General features: G+C 71.3%; 14 protein-coding genes. 8 read left to right on the top strand and 6 right to left on the bottom strand.

From position 1 onward, the window contains the following. Both N864_RS11800 and N864_RS11795 read right to left on the bottom strand, forming a co-directional pair. A partial coding sequence (locus N864_RS11800; protein WP_051518495.1) for an adenylate/guanylate cyclase domain-containing protein occupies nt 1-1,017 on the bottom strand: 1,017 nt, incomplete at its 3' end. 7 nt (nt 1,018-1,024) lie between these two features. Beyond that, nucleotides 1,025-1,894, bottom strand: coding sequence for a biotin--[acetyl-CoA-carboxylase] ligase (locus N864_RS11795; RefSeq protein ID WP_034716866.1), 870 nt, complete (start codon nt 1,892-1,894; stop codon nt 1,025-1,027). 23 nt (nt 1,895-1,917) lie between these two features. On the opposite strand from N864_RS11795, the gene N864_RS11790 reads away from it, so the two are divergent. The 5 genes from N864_RS11790 to N864_RS11770 all read left to right on the top strand — a co-directional run bounded on the left by N864_RS11790 (nt 1,918) and on the right by N864_RS11770 (nt 7,830). Beyond that, nucleotides 1,918-3,528 (top strand): acyl-CoA carboxylase subunit beta, encoded by a 1,611-nt coding sequence (locus tag N864_RS11790; RefSeq protein ID WP_034716864.1) that lies wholly within the window; start codon nt 1,918-1,920, stop codon nt 3,526-3,528. Next, on the top strand, nt 3,525-3,737 hold the full coding sequence (locus N864_RS11785; protein ID WP_034716862.1) for an acyl-CoA carboxylase subunit epsilon: 213 nt from the start codon (nt 3,525-3,527) through the stop codon (nt 3,735-3,737). Before N864_RS11790 ends, N864_RS11785 begins: the two co-directional genes overlap by 4 nt. Nucleotides 3,738-3,820: 83 nt before the next feature. Beyond that, nucleotides 3,821-5,332, top strand: coding sequence for a protein kinase domain-containing protein (locus tag N864_RS23665; protein WP_155892913.1), 1,512 nt, complete (start codon nt 3,821-3,823; stop codon nt 5,330-5,332). Nucleotides 5,333-5,422: 90 nt separating this feature from the next. Continuing rightward, nucleotides 5,423-7,126, top strand: coding sequence for a DUF885 domain-containing protein (locus N864_RS11775; RefSeq protein ID WP_034716860.1), 1,704 nt, complete (start codon nt 5,423-5,425; stop codon nt 7,124-7,126). Nucleotides 7,127-7,164: 38 nt separating this feature from the next. Continuing rightward, complete coding sequence (locus N864_RS11770) at nt 7,165-7,830, top strand: Maf family protein (RefSeq protein WP_034716858.1); 666 nt, start codon at nt 7,165-7,167, stop codon at nt 7,828-7,830. 22 nt (nt 7,831-7,852) lie between these two features. On the opposite strand, the gene N864_RS11765 is transcribed toward N864_RS11770, so the two are convergent. The 3 genes from N864_RS11765 to N864_RS11755 form a co-directional block, all read right to left on the bottom strand. Then, on the bottom strand, nt 7,853-9,001 hold the full coding sequence (locus N864_RS11765) for a hypothetical protein (RefSeq protein ID WP_051518492.1): 1,149 nt from the start codon (nt 8,999-9,001) through the stop codon (nt 7,853-7,855). Between the two features lie 295 nt (nt 9,002-9,296). After that, a complete protein-coding gene (locus N864_RS11760) occupies nt 9,297-10,913 on the bottom strand; it encodes an acyl-CoA carboxylase subunit beta (RefSeq protein ID WP_034716855.1) in 1,617 nt (538 codons plus the stop codon). 15 nt (nt 10,914-10,928) lie between these two features. Beyond that, entirely contained in the window at nt 10,929-12,116 is a 1,188-nt protein-coding gene (locus N864_RS11755) for an acyl-CoA dehydrogenase family protein (RefSeq protein ID WP_034716854.1), read from the bottom strand. 105 nt (nt 12,117-12,221) lie between these two features. On the opposite strand from N864_RS11755, the gene N864_RS11750 reads away from it, so the two are divergent. The 3 genes from N864_RS11750 (at nt 12,222) to N864_RS11740 (ending at nt 14,061) form a co-directional block, all read left to right on the top strand. Beyond that, complete coding sequence (locus N864_RS11750) at nt 12,222-12,605, top strand: MerR family transcriptional regulator (protein WP_034716852.1); 384 nt, start codon at nt 12,222-12,224, stop codon at nt 12,603-12,605. Between the two features lie 104 nt (nt 12,606-12,709). Further along, on the top strand, nt 12,710-13,588 hold the full coding sequence (locus N864_RS11745) for a sulfurtransferase (protein ID WP_034716849.1): 879 nt from the start codon (nt 12,710-12,712) through the stop codon (nt 13,586-13,588). 5 nt (nt 13,589-13,593) lie between these two features. Next, complete coding sequence (locus N864_RS11740) at nt 13,594-14,061, top strand: SufE family protein (RefSeq protein WP_034716869.1); 468 nt, start codon at nt 13,594-13,596, stop codon at nt 14,059-14,061. Nucleotides 14,062-14,136: 75 nt separating this feature from the next. Here the strand turns inward: N864_RS11740 and N864_RS11735 are convergent. Then, the coding region (locus N864_RS11735) for a hypothetical protein (RefSeq protein WP_034716847.1) at nt 14,137-15,266 on the bottom strand (1,130 nt) is incomplete at its 5' end.

Genomic DNA, 15,266 nt, shown 5'->3' with positions numbered 1-15,266 from the left:
GGCCCGTCGCAGCACCGACGGGGTCACCGCACCGACGCCGCGCAGCACCCGCCGCCGCTGGCCGTGCAGCTCGAACCCGGACAGCTCGGCGAGCTCGCGGGCGGTGGGGCCGTCGACGAGGACGGTGGCGGCCTGGGCCGCGGCCGTCAGCCGGGAGGCCCGGTTGACCGTTGTGCCGAAGACGTCGCCGAGCCGCGAGATGATCGGGCCGCGCGCCACACCGACCCGCACGTCCGGGAGCAGCTCGTCCTCGGCCATCGCGTCGACGAGGTCGAGCGAGATCGCGGCCGCCGGCGCCGCCGACACGGTCGTGAAGAGGACCTCGTCGCCGACCGTCTTGATGAGGCGGCCCCCGTGCGCCGTGATGACGTCGGCCGACAGGGCCTCGAAGCGCTGCACCAGCCGGGCGAGGTCACGCTCGGACATCTTGCGGACGAGCGCGGTGAAGCTGACGAGGTCGGCGAAGCCCACGGACCGCACCTTCGTCATCCCGTACTTCTCGGGGTCGGCGTCGGCGATCATCCGGGACACCGTCGCGCTGAGGTGGCGCCGCCACGCATAGATGAGGAGTGGCTCGAGCCGGTCGGTCAGCTCGGCGATGCGCCGGGCGGTCTCCGTCGCGGTCTCGAGGGTCGGCACCGGGCGGGACTGGTCGACCTCGTCGAGCTCCTCCCGGGACGCGAGCTCCTCCTCGACGGCTTCGGCGATCAGCTGGGACTGCCAGCCGGCCAGCCGGTCGGCGGACCGGGCGAAGGCCCGCGCCAGGGACAGTGCGGTCGGTTCGTCGAGGGCGCCGTCACGGACCAGCCCGGCGAGCGAGGCGAGCGCCTCCCGGTCCGCCTCGGTGAACATCTCGTCGTCGGTGTTGATGATCGGGAAGCCGAGGGCGTGCCAGAACTTGCGGGCCGACAGGAGCGAGACGTCGGCCCCACGGCTGACGTCGCGCCGGCACAGGATCCGCGGGCGACCGAGCAGGAGCTCGGTGTAGTCCGGCTCCGCCCGGTCCCGCTCGGTCATGGCTCGATCATGCCAGCCCGCCCGTGGGCCGCCGGACGTGCACGACGTCGCCGGCGGCGAAGGCCCGCTCGCCCTCCTCGGTGCGCACGAGCAGCTCCGCGCCCGGCCCGATGCCGACGGCGTCGCCGTCGACGGTCGCGCCGCCCGGGAGGTGGACGCGCACGCGCAGTCCCAGCGTGGAGCAGAGCCTCCGGTATGCCGCTGTCCCCGCCTCCCGCTCGTCCGTCGCCTCGGGCGCGAAGAGCCTCCCCAGCTCGGCGAGGTAGGCGATGACGAGCTCCTCCCGCGGCACCTGGGCCCCGGCGAGCCGCAGCGAGGTGGCGGTCGGCACGGGCAGCTCGCCCCTGGTCTGGTCGATGTTGATGCCCGTGCCGATCACGACGTGGGGTCTCCCGTCGCCGGCGACGTACTCGCAGAGGATGCCGCTGACCTTGCGGTCCTCGTCCTCGGCGAGGAGCACGTCGTTGGGCCACTTGAGCCGCGGCGTCAGCGGGGCGCCGACCGTCGCGGTCGTCGCGTTGATGGCGCGGCTCAGAGCCAGACCGGCAAGCAGCGGCACCCACGGCAGCTCGTCCGGCCCGGCGACGGGCACGGTGACCGACATCGCGATCGCCGCCCGGTCCGGCACCTGCCAGCCGCGGCCGAGGCGGCCGCGCCCACCGGTCTGGTGGTCGGTCAGCACCACGCGCCAGAGGTCAGGGTCGTGGGGAGGGCCCGACGCGCCATACGGGGCCGGTCGGCTCGTCGACGGGCTGGGCCGGGTGCGGATCGTCTCGTTGGTCGAGGGCAGCGCCGCATGGAACTCGACCCCGCGCCACCTTCCCGGCAACGTGATCAAGGCCGCATTCACGAGGCCCGAGTCAAACGAGTTGCGCACGCGGACAAGGCTAGGCTGCCGCCATGTCCACGGAGCACGCCCCCGCGCAGACCATCGACCTCAGCACGACGGCCGGCAAGCTGGCCGACCTCAAACGTCGCGTCGCCGAGGTCGCGAGCGCCGGCTCGGAGCGAGCCATCGAGAAGCAGCACGCCCGCGGCAAGAAGACCGCGCGGGAGCGGATCGAGATGCTGCTCGACGAGGGCACCTTCATCGAGATGGACAAGTACGCCCGGCACCGGAGCAACCAGTTCGGGCAGGAGAAGAACCGACCCTACGGCGACGGCGTCGTGACCGGCTACGGCACGGTCGACGGTCGCCAGGTGGCCGTCTTCGCGCAGGACTTCACCGTCTTCGGCGGGTCCCTCGGTGAGGTCTTCGGCGAGAAGATCGTCAAGGTCATGGACTTCGCGATGAAGGTCGGCTGCCCGGTCATCGGGCTCAACGACTCCGGTGGTGCGCGGATCCAGGAGGGCGTCGTCTCGCTCGGCCTCTACGGCGAGATCTTCTTCCGCAACGTCCGGGCCTCGGGCGTCATCCCGCAGATCAGCCTCATCATGGGCCCGTGTGCGGGCGGCGCGGTCTACTCCCCCGCGATCACGGACTTCACCGTCATGGTCGACCAGACCTCGCACATGTTCATCACCGGCCCCGATGTCATCAAGACCGTCACCGGTGAGGACGTCGGCTTCGAGGAACTCGGCGGCGCGAAGACGCACAACACCAAGTCGGGTGTCGCCCACTACATGGGGACCGACGAGGAGGACGCGATCGAGTACGTCAAGGCGCTGCTGTCCTACCTGCCGAGCAACAACATGGAGACGCCGCCCGCGTGGGGCGAGGGTGAGGCGGACCTGACCGTCACCGACGAGGACCGCTGGCTCGACACGTGCATCCCCGACTCGCCGAACGTGCCCTACGACATGCACGAGATCGTCAGGCACATCGTCGACGATGGTGAGTTCCTCGAGGTGCAGCCGCTGTTCGCCCCGAACATCATCACCGGCTTCGCCCGCATCGACGGGATGTCGGTCGGGATCGTCGCGAACCAGCCGATGCAGCTCGCCGGCACGCTCGACATCGACGCGTCCGAGAAGGCGGCCCGGTTCGTGCGGACCTGTGACTGCTTCAACGTGCCGGTCCTCACGTTCGTCGACGTGCCCGGATTCCTGCCCGGCACCACCCAGGAGTGGGACGGCATCATCCGCCGGGGCGCGAAGCTGATCTACGCCTACGCCGAGGCGACGGTCCCGAAGATCACCGTCATCACCCGCAAGGCCTACGGCGGCGCCTACGACGTCATGGGCAGCAAGCACCTCGGCGCCGACATCAACCTGTCGTGGCCGACCGGGCAGATCGCCGTCATGGGAGCCCAGGGCGCGGTCAACATCCTCTTCCGCAAGGAGCTCGCCACGGTCGCGGAGCAGGGCGGTGACGTCGACGCACGCCGCCAGGAGCTGATCACCCACTACGAGGAGACCCTCGCCAACCCGTACGTCGCAGCCGAGCGCGGCTACATCGACACGGTCATCTCCCCGTCGAACACACGGATGAACGTCACCCGGGCCCTGCGCGCCCTCAAGAACAAGCGCGAGAGCCTGCCGCCGAAGAAGCATGGGAACATCCCGCTATGAGTGACGCCACACCGTCCCCCACCATCCGGGTGGAGTCTGGCAACCCGAGCCCCGAGGAGCTCGCGGCGCTCGTCGTCGTGCTGTCGGCCGTCGGTGAGCCCGAGCAGGAGCGCCCCCCCCGCCGTTCCGCGTGGGCCGATCCCGCCTGGCACCTCGCCGGGCCCGGCGCCGCGACGGGTGGCTGGCGAGCGAGCAGCCTGCCCCGCTGAGGGCCGCTCGGGGCGGCCCGGGAGCGTCCACGGTATGCCGCTCGGCGGGCCTTTCACGGGTTCGTCGCCTATGGTGTTGGCCCGTGTCTGTCGATCGAATGGCCCCCACCCGCCTCGCCGGGCGCTACGTCCTGCGTGAGCTCATCGCGTCGGGTGGCATGGGCGAGGTGCACCTGGCCACCGACGAGCGGCTCGGCCGGCAGGTCGCCGTCAAGGTTCTCTCGCGGGCACTGACCGACTCGCCGGAGTCGGTCGAGCGGTTCCGACGGGAGGCCCTGGCCGCGGCGGGCCTGAGCCACCCCAACGTCGCCCGCGTCTACGACTACGGCGTCGAGGGCGAGCGCCACTTCATCGTCATGGAGCACCTCGAGGGGCGCAGCCTCGACCGGCTGCTCCGGGACCGCGGCAGCCTCGCACCGGACGAGGCGGTGGCGATCGCCTCGCAGGTCTGCGCCGCGCTCGGCGCCGCCCACCGGGCGGGCATCGTGCACCGCGACGTCAAGCCCGGCAACGTCATGGTCGCTCCGGACGGCACGGTGAAGGTGACCGACTTCGGCATCTCCAAGGCGCTCGGTGCCTCCCCCCTGACCGACACGGGGACCATCCTCGGCACGGCGGCCTACCTGCCGCCGGAGGTGGGCCGGGGCGCCTCCGCCGGTCCGAAGTCGGACCTCTACTCCCTCGGCATCGTGCTCTACCAGATGCTGACCGGTCAGGTCCCGTTCGCCGCGGAGTCCCCGGTCGCCGTCGCGATGCGCCATGTGTCCGAGGACGTCCCGTTGCCGAGCGGCGTCGTGCCGGGACTGCCGGCGTTCCTCGACGACGTGGTGGCCCGGGCGACCCGGCGCGACCCGGACGAACGCTTCGCGAACGCCGAGGCGATGGGCGAGGCGCTGCAGGGCCGCGACACGCAGCCCATCCCCGAGTCGGCGGCACCGGAGCCGACCCAGCCGATGACGCGGGCGATGGCCGCCCCGGCGCGGGCCACCGAGGCGATGTCCTCCCCGGCGCCACCTCCCGAGGGCGCGCCACACTCCACGACGCGGGCCCTTCCCATCCTCACCCCCGATCGAGAGCACACTCGTCACGATCGAGAGCGCACTGGCCGCCGGCGGCGCCGCGGGGCGCTCGTCGCCCTCGCCGCCGCCCTCCTGATCGGGCTCGGAGCCCTCGGCACCTCGCTCCTCTCCGGCGGAGACCAGGGCCCGACGGCGACGACGCCACCGTCCCAGGTCCCCTCCTCCACCGCGTCCCCGACGTCGTCGCAGCCGTCCACGACGGCCGCGCCGGCCGGTGTGGTGCCAGCCGGCCTCGTCGGCTCGGACCTCGCGACCGCCGAGGCAGCCCTCAAGAAGGCGGGGCTGAGCTACCGGTGGCGGATGGTCGCCTCGGACGCTCCCCGCAACCAGGTCATCGAGGCGACGCCGGCGGCCGGCACAGCCATGCCCCCCGACCAGCCCGTCATGCTGACCATCAGCCGCGGTCCCGCCAACGCCTCCAACACCAGCCAGAACAGCGACACCGCCGGCAACAACAACGGCAACGGCAACTCGAGCGGAAAGGCCAAGGGACGCGACAAGGGCAAAGGGCACTAGCAGCGCGGTCCCTGAAGGCGTGCGGAGGCGAGCGGTGCGAGCGACTGGTCGCACGCCGCCGGCGGCGACGCGCCGTGTAGGTTCGGCGACGTGACTGACACCACCACTTCCACGCAGGCCGGACGCCCCCAGACCGAGGTCGACCGGATCGCGGAGCGCTACTTCGACGCCATGGTCGAGCTCTCCCCCATCAACGCCACCTACCTCGGCGTCCCGGGCCACGACGAGGACCTCGACGACCTCTCGCCGGCCGGGAACGCGGCCCAGAGCCAGCTGCGCCAGCGCACGCTCGAGGAGCTGCGCGGCGCCACACCTACTGACGACGTCGACAAGGTCACGGTCGCGGCGATGACCGAGCGGCTGGGACTCGCCGAGGAGCGCTACGCCGCGGGCCTCGACGAGATGTCGCTCAACGTCATCGCGTCGCCGCTCCAGGGCGTGCGGGACGTCTTCGACCTGATGCGCCAGGACAGCGTCGAGGACTGGCGGGTCTTCGCGACCCGGATGGCCAAGATCCCGCAGGCCCTCGAGGGCTACAAGGAGTCCCTCCTCGCCGCCCGGGACCGCGGGCTCGTCGCGCCGCAGCGCCAGGTCGTCGAGTCGGCCAAGCAGTCCCGTGACCTCACCGCCGAGGACGGCTACTTCGCCAAGCTCGTCGCCGACGCCCGCACGGAGGAGGCCCCCCTCGACGGGGACGTCAAGACCCAGCTCGCGGAGGCGGCACAGGCGGCGTCAGCGGCATACGGCGCCATTGCCGACTGGCTCGAGCGGGAGCTGCTGCCCCACGCCCCGGAGGCGGACGCCTGTGGCCGCGAGCGCTACGCACTCGAGTCGCGCTACTTCCTCGGCGCGAGCGTCGACCTCGAGGAGACCTACCGCTGGGGTCAGGAGCAGGTGGCCGACCTGCATGCGCAGATGCAGGCCATCGCCGAGGGCCTCGAGCCCGGCGCCAGCGTCGAGCGGGGCGTCGAGATCCTCGACGCGGACGAGCGCTACCACCTACGCGGCACGGACGCGCTCAAGGCGTGGATGCAGGAGCGCGCCGACGAGGTCATCACGAACCTCAAGGACGTCCACTTCGACATCCCGGGGCCGGTCCAGCGGATCGAGTGCATGATCGCCCCGACCCAGACCGGCGGCATCTACTACACCGGGCCCTCGGACGACTTCAGCCGCCCGGGTCGGATGTGGTGGAGCGTCCCGAAGGGCAACACCGAGTTCCGCACCTGGAACGAGCTGACGACGGTCTACCACGAGGGCGTGCCTGGCCACCACCTCCAGGTCGCCCAGACGGTCTACCGCTCCGAGCTGCTCAACAAGTGGCGCCGCCTGGAGTCGTGGACCTCGGGCCACGGCGAGGGGTGGGCACTCTACGCCGAGCGGCTCATGGCCGAGCTCGGCTACATGGACGACCCGGGCAACCGGATGGGCTGGCTCGCCGGCCAGTCCCTGCGCGCCGCCCGCGTCGTCATCGACATCGGCGTCCACTGCGGGTTCGAGGCCCCAGAGGAGGTGGGCGGCGGCGAGTGGACCTACGACAAGGCGTGGACCTACCTGACCCGTTACGGCTTCATGGACGAGAAGGTGCTGCGCTTCGAGCTGAACCGCTACCTCGGCTGGCCCGGGCAGGCGCCGGCCTACAAGATCGGTGAGCGGCTCTGGCTCCAGCTGCGTGACGAGGTGAAGCAGCGTGAGGGTGACGCCTTCGACCTCAAGACGTTCCACCGCCGCGCCCTCGACATCGGCGGTGTCGGACTCGACACGCTGCGCGCGGCGGTGCTCGGCACGCTGTGATCCTCGGTCGCGAGGTGGGCGGCTATACAGTCCTCGGTATGCCGCTCACCCCGCGACCGCTTGCCACTGCCGTCCCGCTCGTGCTGGCCTCGGCCTCCCCGGCCCGGCTGGCGACGCTGCGTGCGGCGGGGATCGAGCCGGTCGTCGTCGTCAGCAACGTCGACGAGGACGCGGTCGTCGCCGAGGCGGCTGACCGCTACGGCACGCTGGCACCGGAGGACATCGCCCTGCTCCTCGCCCGGGCGAAGTGCGAGGCGGTGGCGCAGGCCAACGACCTGGCGGGGGTCGTGCTCGGCTGCGACTCGGTCCTCGAGCTGGACGGCGAGGTGCACGGCAAGCCGGCCGACGCGGCAGAGGCCGTCGCCCGCTGGCGCCGGATGCGCGGCCGCACCGGTGTGCTGCACACCGGCCACTGGCTCATCGACGACCGTGACGACGGCGAGGGAGCGACGATCGGGGCGACGGCCTCGACCGCGGTGCACTTCGCCTCCCTGACGGACGAGGAGATCGAGGACTACGTCGCGACGGGCGAGCCGCTCCAGGTGGCCGGCGCCTTCACCGTCGACGGTCTGGGCGGCGCCTTCGTCACCCGGATCGAGGGCGACCACCACAACGTCGTCGGCCTCTCCCTGCCGCTTCTGCGCGACCTGCTGGGCGACGCCGGCATCGGCTGGTTCCAGGTCGCCGCACCACGGGACGAGTGACCGTCGAGCTGCCGGCGGGCCCTCAGGGGTAGAGCATCGGGATCTGCGTCAGGCTGTCGACGACGATGTAGTTGGCGGTGTACCACCACATCTGGACCGCGCCGGCGACAGCGACCGCGCCGAGCAGCCAGTAGCGGTAGCGGCGCCACGGCCGCAGGCCCAGGAACGACGCGAGGAGGAGCGCCATGGTGAAGGCCAGCATCGCGTAGCGGACCCGGCTCGGCGTCGTGTTCGTGACGAGCAGCAGGTAGGCGGGGTAGGCCCCGGCCCAGCCCCACAGCTCCGGCCCCCAGCGCCAGGAGTGCTGCGAGAGCATCCACCACGCATAGAGCGCGACGATGACGATCCCACCGACCTGCCCGAGGACGCCCGCGTAGCCGTAGAGCAGGTCCCACCACTGGTAGAGCTTGAGGCTCGTCTTGATCTTCCAGGCGAGCATCGTCTGGGTGTAGGCGTTCGGCGTCTGCGTCACGATCGAGGCGATCGAGGGCCACAGCCACGTCAGCATGCCGGCATAGGCGGCGAGCACCCCCATGCCGAGCCGGAACCGCACCGGGTTGGGCCCCTCGTCACCCTTGCGCCACCGCACGACCGCGTGCGCGACGATGACCGGTGCCATCGCGATGACGACGTTGCGCGAGAGCGCCAGCACGAGCAGGCCCAGCACGAGCCAGCCGTACCGCCGCGCACGGAGCAGCATGAGGCAGCCCACGACCGCGAGCAGCGCGGTCGACTCGGTGTAGGAGGCCGAGAAGATCGGCGAGGCGACATAGAAGCAGACCGCGACGACCGCGACGACCGCCTCCCACCGGCCGACTGCGCGGTCGATGAAGCGGAACAGCAGGTGGATCGCGGCGAACCCGATGAGGGTCGACAGGACCGGTCCGACGACGGCGAAGGGCAGCCCGGTGAGCCACATGATCGCCCCGACCAGCATCGGGAAGACCGGGAAGAAGGCCCACGGGTTCATGTCCACGGCACCGGTCCCCGTGCGCGGCAGGACGAGGGGGTAGCCATGCTCGGCGATGATCCGGTACCACTGCCCGTCCCAGCCCGTCATGACGCCGAGATAGCCGGGGTCGGCCGGCACCGGGTAGGTGATCCGGATCCGCTCGAGCCCGATCGGCAGGGGCATCTGGTAGCGCGACAGCACGATGCCGGCGACGAGCACGAACAGCCGCGAGACGAGGTAGACCGTGAAGGGGAACCAGACCTCGAAGCGCCGGTAGAACGGCAGACGGACCCGGCTGGCCCGTTCCGTGGACTCGATCGTGGCGAGAATGGCTGACCCCTTGGCTACGGCATGACAGGAGCCACCGAGACCCGCCCGTGGCGCGGTGGCGCCCCAAGCCTACGAGTACCCAGCCACGCGACCACGCGGCAGTGCACACGGTGGCCCGCTGAGCGCCATACCGTATGCCGCTCAGCCGGCACCCGCTCGCTACAACCTCCCAGCCCCGGTCGTTTCAGACCGGCGGGACGGACCGGCGCTTCAGGCTGAAGTGCCGGTCGCGGTGCGCGGCGTAGGCGAGACGCCGCAGCAGGTCGGCTCGCAGCTCGTCGGCCTCGATCACGGAGTCGAGGACGAGGTCGGCCGCGAGTCGCTCGAGGTCGACGTCCTGCTCGTACTCGGCGCGCCGCTCCGACACGTAGGCGTCGCGGGCGTCGGCTCCCTGAGACGCCTCGACCTCGGCGATCTTGTTCGCGTAGACCGCGTTGACGGCGGCCTCGGGCCCCATCACCGCGATCCGCGCGGTCGGCAGTGCGATCGTCGCATCGGGTCCGAAGCCGGGGCCGCCCATGGCGTACAGCCCGGCCCCGTAGGCCTTGCGGACGACGACGCAGAACTGCGGCACGGTGGCCGACGCGACGGCCGAGACCATCTTGGCGCCGTGCCGGATGATCCCGCCGCGCTCGACCTCGGAGCCGATCATGAAGCCCGGCACGTCGGCGAGGTAGACGAGCGGGATGTTGAAGGCATCGCAGAGCCAGATGAACCGGGCCGCCTTGTCGGCGCTGTCGGTGAAGAGCACCCCGCCCTTGACCATCGAGTTGTTCGCGACGATGCCCACGCTCTCCCCGCCGAGACGGCCGAAGCCGATCACGAGCTCGGCCGCCCAGAGCGGCTTGAGCTCGAAGAACGAGTCCTCGTCGACGAGGCCGTCGATGACGGCGTGGACGTCGAACGGCACCGACTCCCGCTCCGGCACGGTGTGCTTCGTCAGCGGCGCGAGCGGCTCCTCGACGTCGTAGGCCGGCGGCCGGTCGCGCCAGTTGCCCGGCACGTAGGAGAAGTACAGCTTCGCCAGCTCGATCGCCTCGGTGTCGTCCACTGCCAGCAGGTCGCCGACGCCCGAGACCGAGCAGTGCATCCGCGCACCGCCCATCTCCTCGAGGCTGACCTTCTCGCCGACGACCATCTCGGCCATCCGGGGACTGCCGAGGTACATCGAGGCGTTGCCGTCGACCATGATGATGACGTCGCAGAAGCTCGGGATGTAGGCACCGCCGGCGGCGGACGGGCCGAAGAGGCAGCAGATCTGGGGCACCTTGCCGGACAACGCGACCTGGTTGTGGAAGATCCGGCCCGCACCACGTCGGCCGGGGAACATCTCGACCTGGTCGGTGATCCGGGCCCCGGCCGAGTCGACGAACCAGAAGACGGGCAGCTCCTCGCGCAGCGCCATCTCCGTGGCCCGGACGATCTTCTCGACGGTCCGTGACCCCCAGGACCCGGCCTTGACCGTCGGGTCGTTCGCGATGACGATCGCGGGGCGGCCGTCGACCGTCCCGCGGCCGGTCACGACGCCGTCGGCGGGCAGCCCGGTGGCGAGCGAGTTGGCGTAGCGGCCGTCCTCGACGAACGACCCCTCGTCGAAGAGCAGCGCGATCCGGTCGCGGACGTAGATCTTGCCCTGGGCGTCGAGCTTCGCGCTGGCCTTCTCGGGCGGCCGCTCGGAGGCGGCCCAGGCGTCGTTGAGGCGCGAGCGGACGTCGGCGATCCGGGGGTCGTCACCGCCGGAGTCGCTGGCGAAGGGGCCGAGCTGGGAGGGAGCCTGGGTCGGGACGTCAGTGGGCGGCATACCTGATCCTCTCTCTCACGCTTGCGGGAGGCCGAGCCCACGGGCGATGAGCATCCGCTGGACCTCGGACGTGCCCTCGCCGATCTCGAGGATCTTGGCGTCCCGGTAGAAGCGGGCGACCGGGTACTCCTCCATGAAGCCGTTGCCGCCGAACACCTGGGTCGCGATGCGGGTGGCCGTGACCGCGGCCTCGGTCGAGTGCAGCTTCGCGATCGCGGCCGCGTGCTTGACCTCGCGCACCGTGCGGCGGCCCTCGTGCAGCTCGTCCTTGAGCCAGGCGGCCTTGTAGGTGAGCAGGCGGGCCGCCTCGACCATGACGGCGAGGTCGGCGACCTGGAAGGAGATGCCCTGGTTGACCCCGATGGGGCGGCCGAAGGCGACCCGGGTCGAGGCGTACCCCGTCGCGAGCTCCAGGCAGGCCTGCGCGCAGCCGACGGCGAGGGCCGAGATCGCGATCCGGCCGTCGTCGAGCGTCTTGAGGAACTGCTTGAAGCCGTCGCCCTCGGTGCCGAGCAGGTTGGACGCCGGGACGCGGCAGTCCTCGAAGGTCAGCCCGTGGGTGTCCGACACGTGCCAGCCGAGCTTGTGGTAGGCGGGCTCGACGGTGAAGCCAGGTGTCCCGCTGGGCACCATGACGGCCGAGATCCGCGCCGACCCGTCGTCGTTGGTGCCGGTGCGGGCCGTCACCGTGACGACCGAGGTGATGTCGGTGCCCGAGTTGGTGATGAAGGCCTTGGCGCCGTTGATGACCCAGTCGTCACCCTCGCGGGTCGCGCGGGTCCGCGTCGCGCCGGCGTCCGAACCCGCCTCCGGCTCGGTGAGGCCGAAGCCGGCCAGGGCCCGCCCGGCGACAAGGTCCGGCAGGTAGCGCGCCTTCTGCTCGTCGCTGCCGTAGGTGAGAATCGGGTTGATCCCGAGGCCGACGCCCGCCGAGAGCGTGATGCCGATCGACTGGTCGACGCGGCCCAGCTCCTCGATCGCGACGCAGAGGCTGGTGAAGTCGCCCTGGCCCTCGCCGGCGCTGCCGCCGTACTCCTCCGGCACGACGAGCCCGAACAAGCCCAGCTCGCCCATCTTCGGCACGAGGTCGGTCGGGAAGTGCTCGTCCCGGTCCCACTGCGCGATATGAGGCGCGACCTCCTTCTCGGCGAAGTCGCGCACGACCTTGCGGAAGTCCTCGTGCTCCTGGCTCAGCTCGAACATGTCCCTCCTTGGACGACCCGCTCGGCCTCGTGGGCCCGCGGGACAGCCGGGGGCGATGCCCGCCGGTAGTTGACCTTTACGTCAACGTAAAGCACGATCGGTCACATGACAAGTGGCCCCACGTGGACGATCGCGCAGATCGCCGAGGAGTTCGGCGTCACCCACCGCACTGTGCGCCACTACGAGGACCTCGGGCTGATCTCCCCCGAGCGCCAGGGCACCCGGCGGATCTACCACCGCCGCGACCGCACGCGGCTGGGCCTCATCCTGCGCGGCAAGCGGCTCGGCTTCCCACTCGAGGAGATCCGCACCATCGTCGACCTCTTCGACGCCCCCCGCGGGCGCCGTGCCCAGCTCGAGTACGTCCTCGGCCAGATCGACGAGCGCCGCGCCGACCTCGAGCAGCGGCTGCGCGACGCCCAGGACGCCCTGCGCGAGCTCGACCAGTTCGAGCGCCGCTGCCGGGACGACCTCGAGAAGTTGGGGTGAGGCCAACCTCCCCTTATGGGCCGGTATGCCGCTGAGCTGGCTCGCGTGCGACGATGAGTAACGCTCCACGCCTGACCGCACGTCCCGACCAGCAAGAGGTGCCAATGTCCACGGACAACTCCAAGATCGCCGGCTACGCCCACCCTGAGCGGCTCGTGACGACCGACTGGCTCGCGGAGCAGATCGCGGCCGGCGCGGTCGGCGCCCCGGGAGGCATCGTCCTGCTGGAGTCCGACGAGGACGTCCTGCTCTACGCGACCGGCCACATCCCCGGCGCCCAGAAGATCGACTGGCACGTCGACCTCAACGACCCGGTCACCCGCGACTACGTCGACGGGCAGCGGTTCGCCGAGGTGATGGGCTCGCGCGGCATCGGCCGCGACACGACGATCGTCGTCTACGGCGACAAGAGCAACTGGTGGGCCGCCTACGCGCTGTGGGTGTTCACCCTCTTCGGGCACGAGGACGTCCGGCTCCTCGACGGCGGCCGGGCCAAGTGGATCGAGGAGGGCCGCGAGCTGACCAGGGAGGTGCCGACGCCGACGCCGGCCGACTACCCCGTCGTCGAGCGCCAGGACGCCCCGATCCGCGCCTTCAAGGAGGACGTCCTCGAGCACCTCGGCAGGCCGCTCGTCGACGTCCGCTCCCCTGGCGAGTTCTCCGGTGAGCTGCTCCACATGCCGGACTACCCCCAGGAGGGGGCGATGCGCGGCGGCCACATCCCCGGCGCGAAGTCGGTGCCCTGGGCGCGCGCCGCGAACGAGGACGGCACGTTCAAGTCCCGTGCGGAGCTCGAGGACATCTACCTCACCGAGCAGGGCCTCTCCCCGACCGACGACGTGGTCGCGTACTGCCGCATCGGCGAGCGCTCGTCGCACACTTGGTTCGTGCTGACCCAGCTGCTCGGCTTCGACAAGGTCCGCAACTACGACGGCTCGTGGACCGAGTGGGGCAACGCGGTCCGCGTCCCGATCGAGAGGTGACCGACGTGTCCGACGCTCCCCTGCCGGCCGCTCTCGCCGAGATCGCCGAGGACTTCTCCTCGGCGAGCAACCCGATGAAGCTCGACCTGCTCCTCGAGTTCAGCGAGGAGCTGCCGGCCCTGCCCGATCGCTACGTCGGGCAGCTCGACAAGCTCGAGCGGGTCGACGAGTGCCAGTCCCCGCTCTTCCTCACCGTCGAGGTCGACGACGGCGAGCGCCTCGAGGACCGCCCGGTCCACCTGTTCTTCGACGCTCCGCCGGAGGCACCGACGACGCGGGGCTTCGCCGGCATCCTGCACGAGGGCCTCGACGGGCTCTCCGCGGCCCAGATCCTCGACGTGCCCGACGACGCCCCGATGCGCTTCGGGCTCGCCGAGGCGGTCTCGCCGCTGCGGATCCGGGGCATGGTCGCCATGCTGGCGCGGATCAAGCGCCAGGTCCGGGCCAAGACGGCGACCGCGGCCAGCATCTGACTCCCTTGCGTGCATCGCGGGTCGATGTATGGGCGAGGCCCAGAGGCCGCGCCCATACATCGACCCGGGGGTGCACTAGCGCGGGATGCTGCGGGGGACGGCGTAGCGAGCGGAGCCGACGGGCTGGCCCTGGACCGACAGCGGCGGTGCCAGCTGCGCGCACGTCAGGTCGAAGGTGCACCGTTGGAGGGTGTTCTCCTCGGCCTTGGGAGCCGACGTGTTCCGCGAGACGACCAGAGCGTCGCCGTCGAGCCGCCAGGTCCAGCCGGCCACGAGACGGTCTCCGGAGCCACCGAGCACCATGGCTCCGTCGCTGACCCGGACGACCGCAGCGCTGTACCAGTCCCCGCCGTCGAGGTAGTTCGTCCCGATGAGGTGGGCACCGTCGCTCGAGAACGCCGTCGGCTGGAACAGCTCGGGGTTGGCCTTGGCGCCGCAGCGTTCGATCAGGGTGCGCAGGTCGGGAGCCGTGAGGTCGACGACCGCCCAGCAGAAGTCGCCCATCGGGTCACTCGAGGGTGCCACCCACTGGAGTGCCGCCCGGGTCCGGTCAGCGGTGACGGCCGCGACGCCACCCGGCAGCTCCCGCGTCGCCCCGGTCACGTAGTTCCACTCCACCGACTTGGTCGCGCCGTCGCCGCGCAGGTAGACGTAGTCCCCGACGACGGCGGCCGGGTAGCGGTCGCTGACCCGGCTGGCGAGCACAGTGCCGTCGGGGGTGCGGACGGTGACCTTCATGCTGGCCCCGTCCTGCGCCGCCACCCGGGTGCCGTCGGCGGAGACGGCATAGAACCCGCTCACGCCCAGGCTCTTGACGAGACGGCCTTGGGGAGAGAGCAGCTCCAGCGTGCTCTCGCTCGCCCCGACGGTCAGATGTGACTGCAGGACGAAGCCGCCGTTCGACAGGACCGAGAGGTTCTCGACCCGGGTGTTCTTCTCGAGGCGGAAGACCGTGTCCCCCACCCGGATGGTGTCGTCGAGGGCATACACGCTCGACGGCGCGGCCAGGGCGGGGGCGGTGGTGGTGGGCGCCGGCCCGGACGTCTGCACCGGACCCGATGTCTGCACGGGTCCAGAGGTTGCCGTCGGGTTGCTTGCGTCTGACGTCGTCGCCGACGCGGGGGCCGGTCGCACGGGTGCGTCGCCCCGGCCCGCGGAGATGGCGACCGGCACGGCAACGGCGAGCGCGGCCGCGATGCCGGCCG

Source organism: Intrasporangium chromatireducens Q5-1 (assembly GCF_000576575.1).
GTDB lineage: Bacteria > Actinomycetota > Actinomycetes > Actinomycetales > Dermatophilaceae > Intrasporangium_A > Intrasporangium_A chromatireducens.
Note: the sequence above shows the minus strand (reverse complement) of the source record. Positions and strands in the feature narration are given on the sequence as shown.

Excerpts from the sequence above, each read along its gene's own strand:
- N864_RS11790 (WP_034716864.1), top strand. The coding sequence starts at position 1,918 with ATGTCCACGGAGCACGCCCCCGCGCAGACCATCGACCTCAGCACGACG.
- N864_RS11785 (WP_034716862.1), top strand. The coding sequence starts at position 3,525 with ATGAGTGACGCCACACCGTCCCCCACCATCCGGGTGGAGTCTGGCAAC.
- N864_RS11770 (WP_034716858.1), top strand. The coding sequence starts at position 7,165 with ATGCCGCTCACCCCGCGACCGCTTGCCACTGCCGTCCCGCTCGTGCTG.
- N864_RS11760 (WP_034716855.1), bottom strand. The coding sequence starts at position 10,913 with ATGCCGCCCACTGACGTCCCGACCCAGGCTCCCTCCCAGCTCGGCCCC.
- N864_RS11755 (WP_034716854.1), bottom strand. The coding sequence starts at position 12,116 with ATGTTCGAGCTGAGCCAGGAGCACGAGGACTTCCGCAAGGTCGTGCGC.
- N864_RS11750 (WP_034716852.1), top strand. The coding sequence starts at position 12,222 with ATGACAAGTGGCCCCACGTGGACGATCGCGCAGATCGCCGAGGAGTTC.
- N864_RS11745 (WP_034716849.1), top strand. The coding sequence starts at position 12,710 with ATGTCCACGGACAACTCCAAGATCGCCGGCTACGCCCACCCTGAGCGG.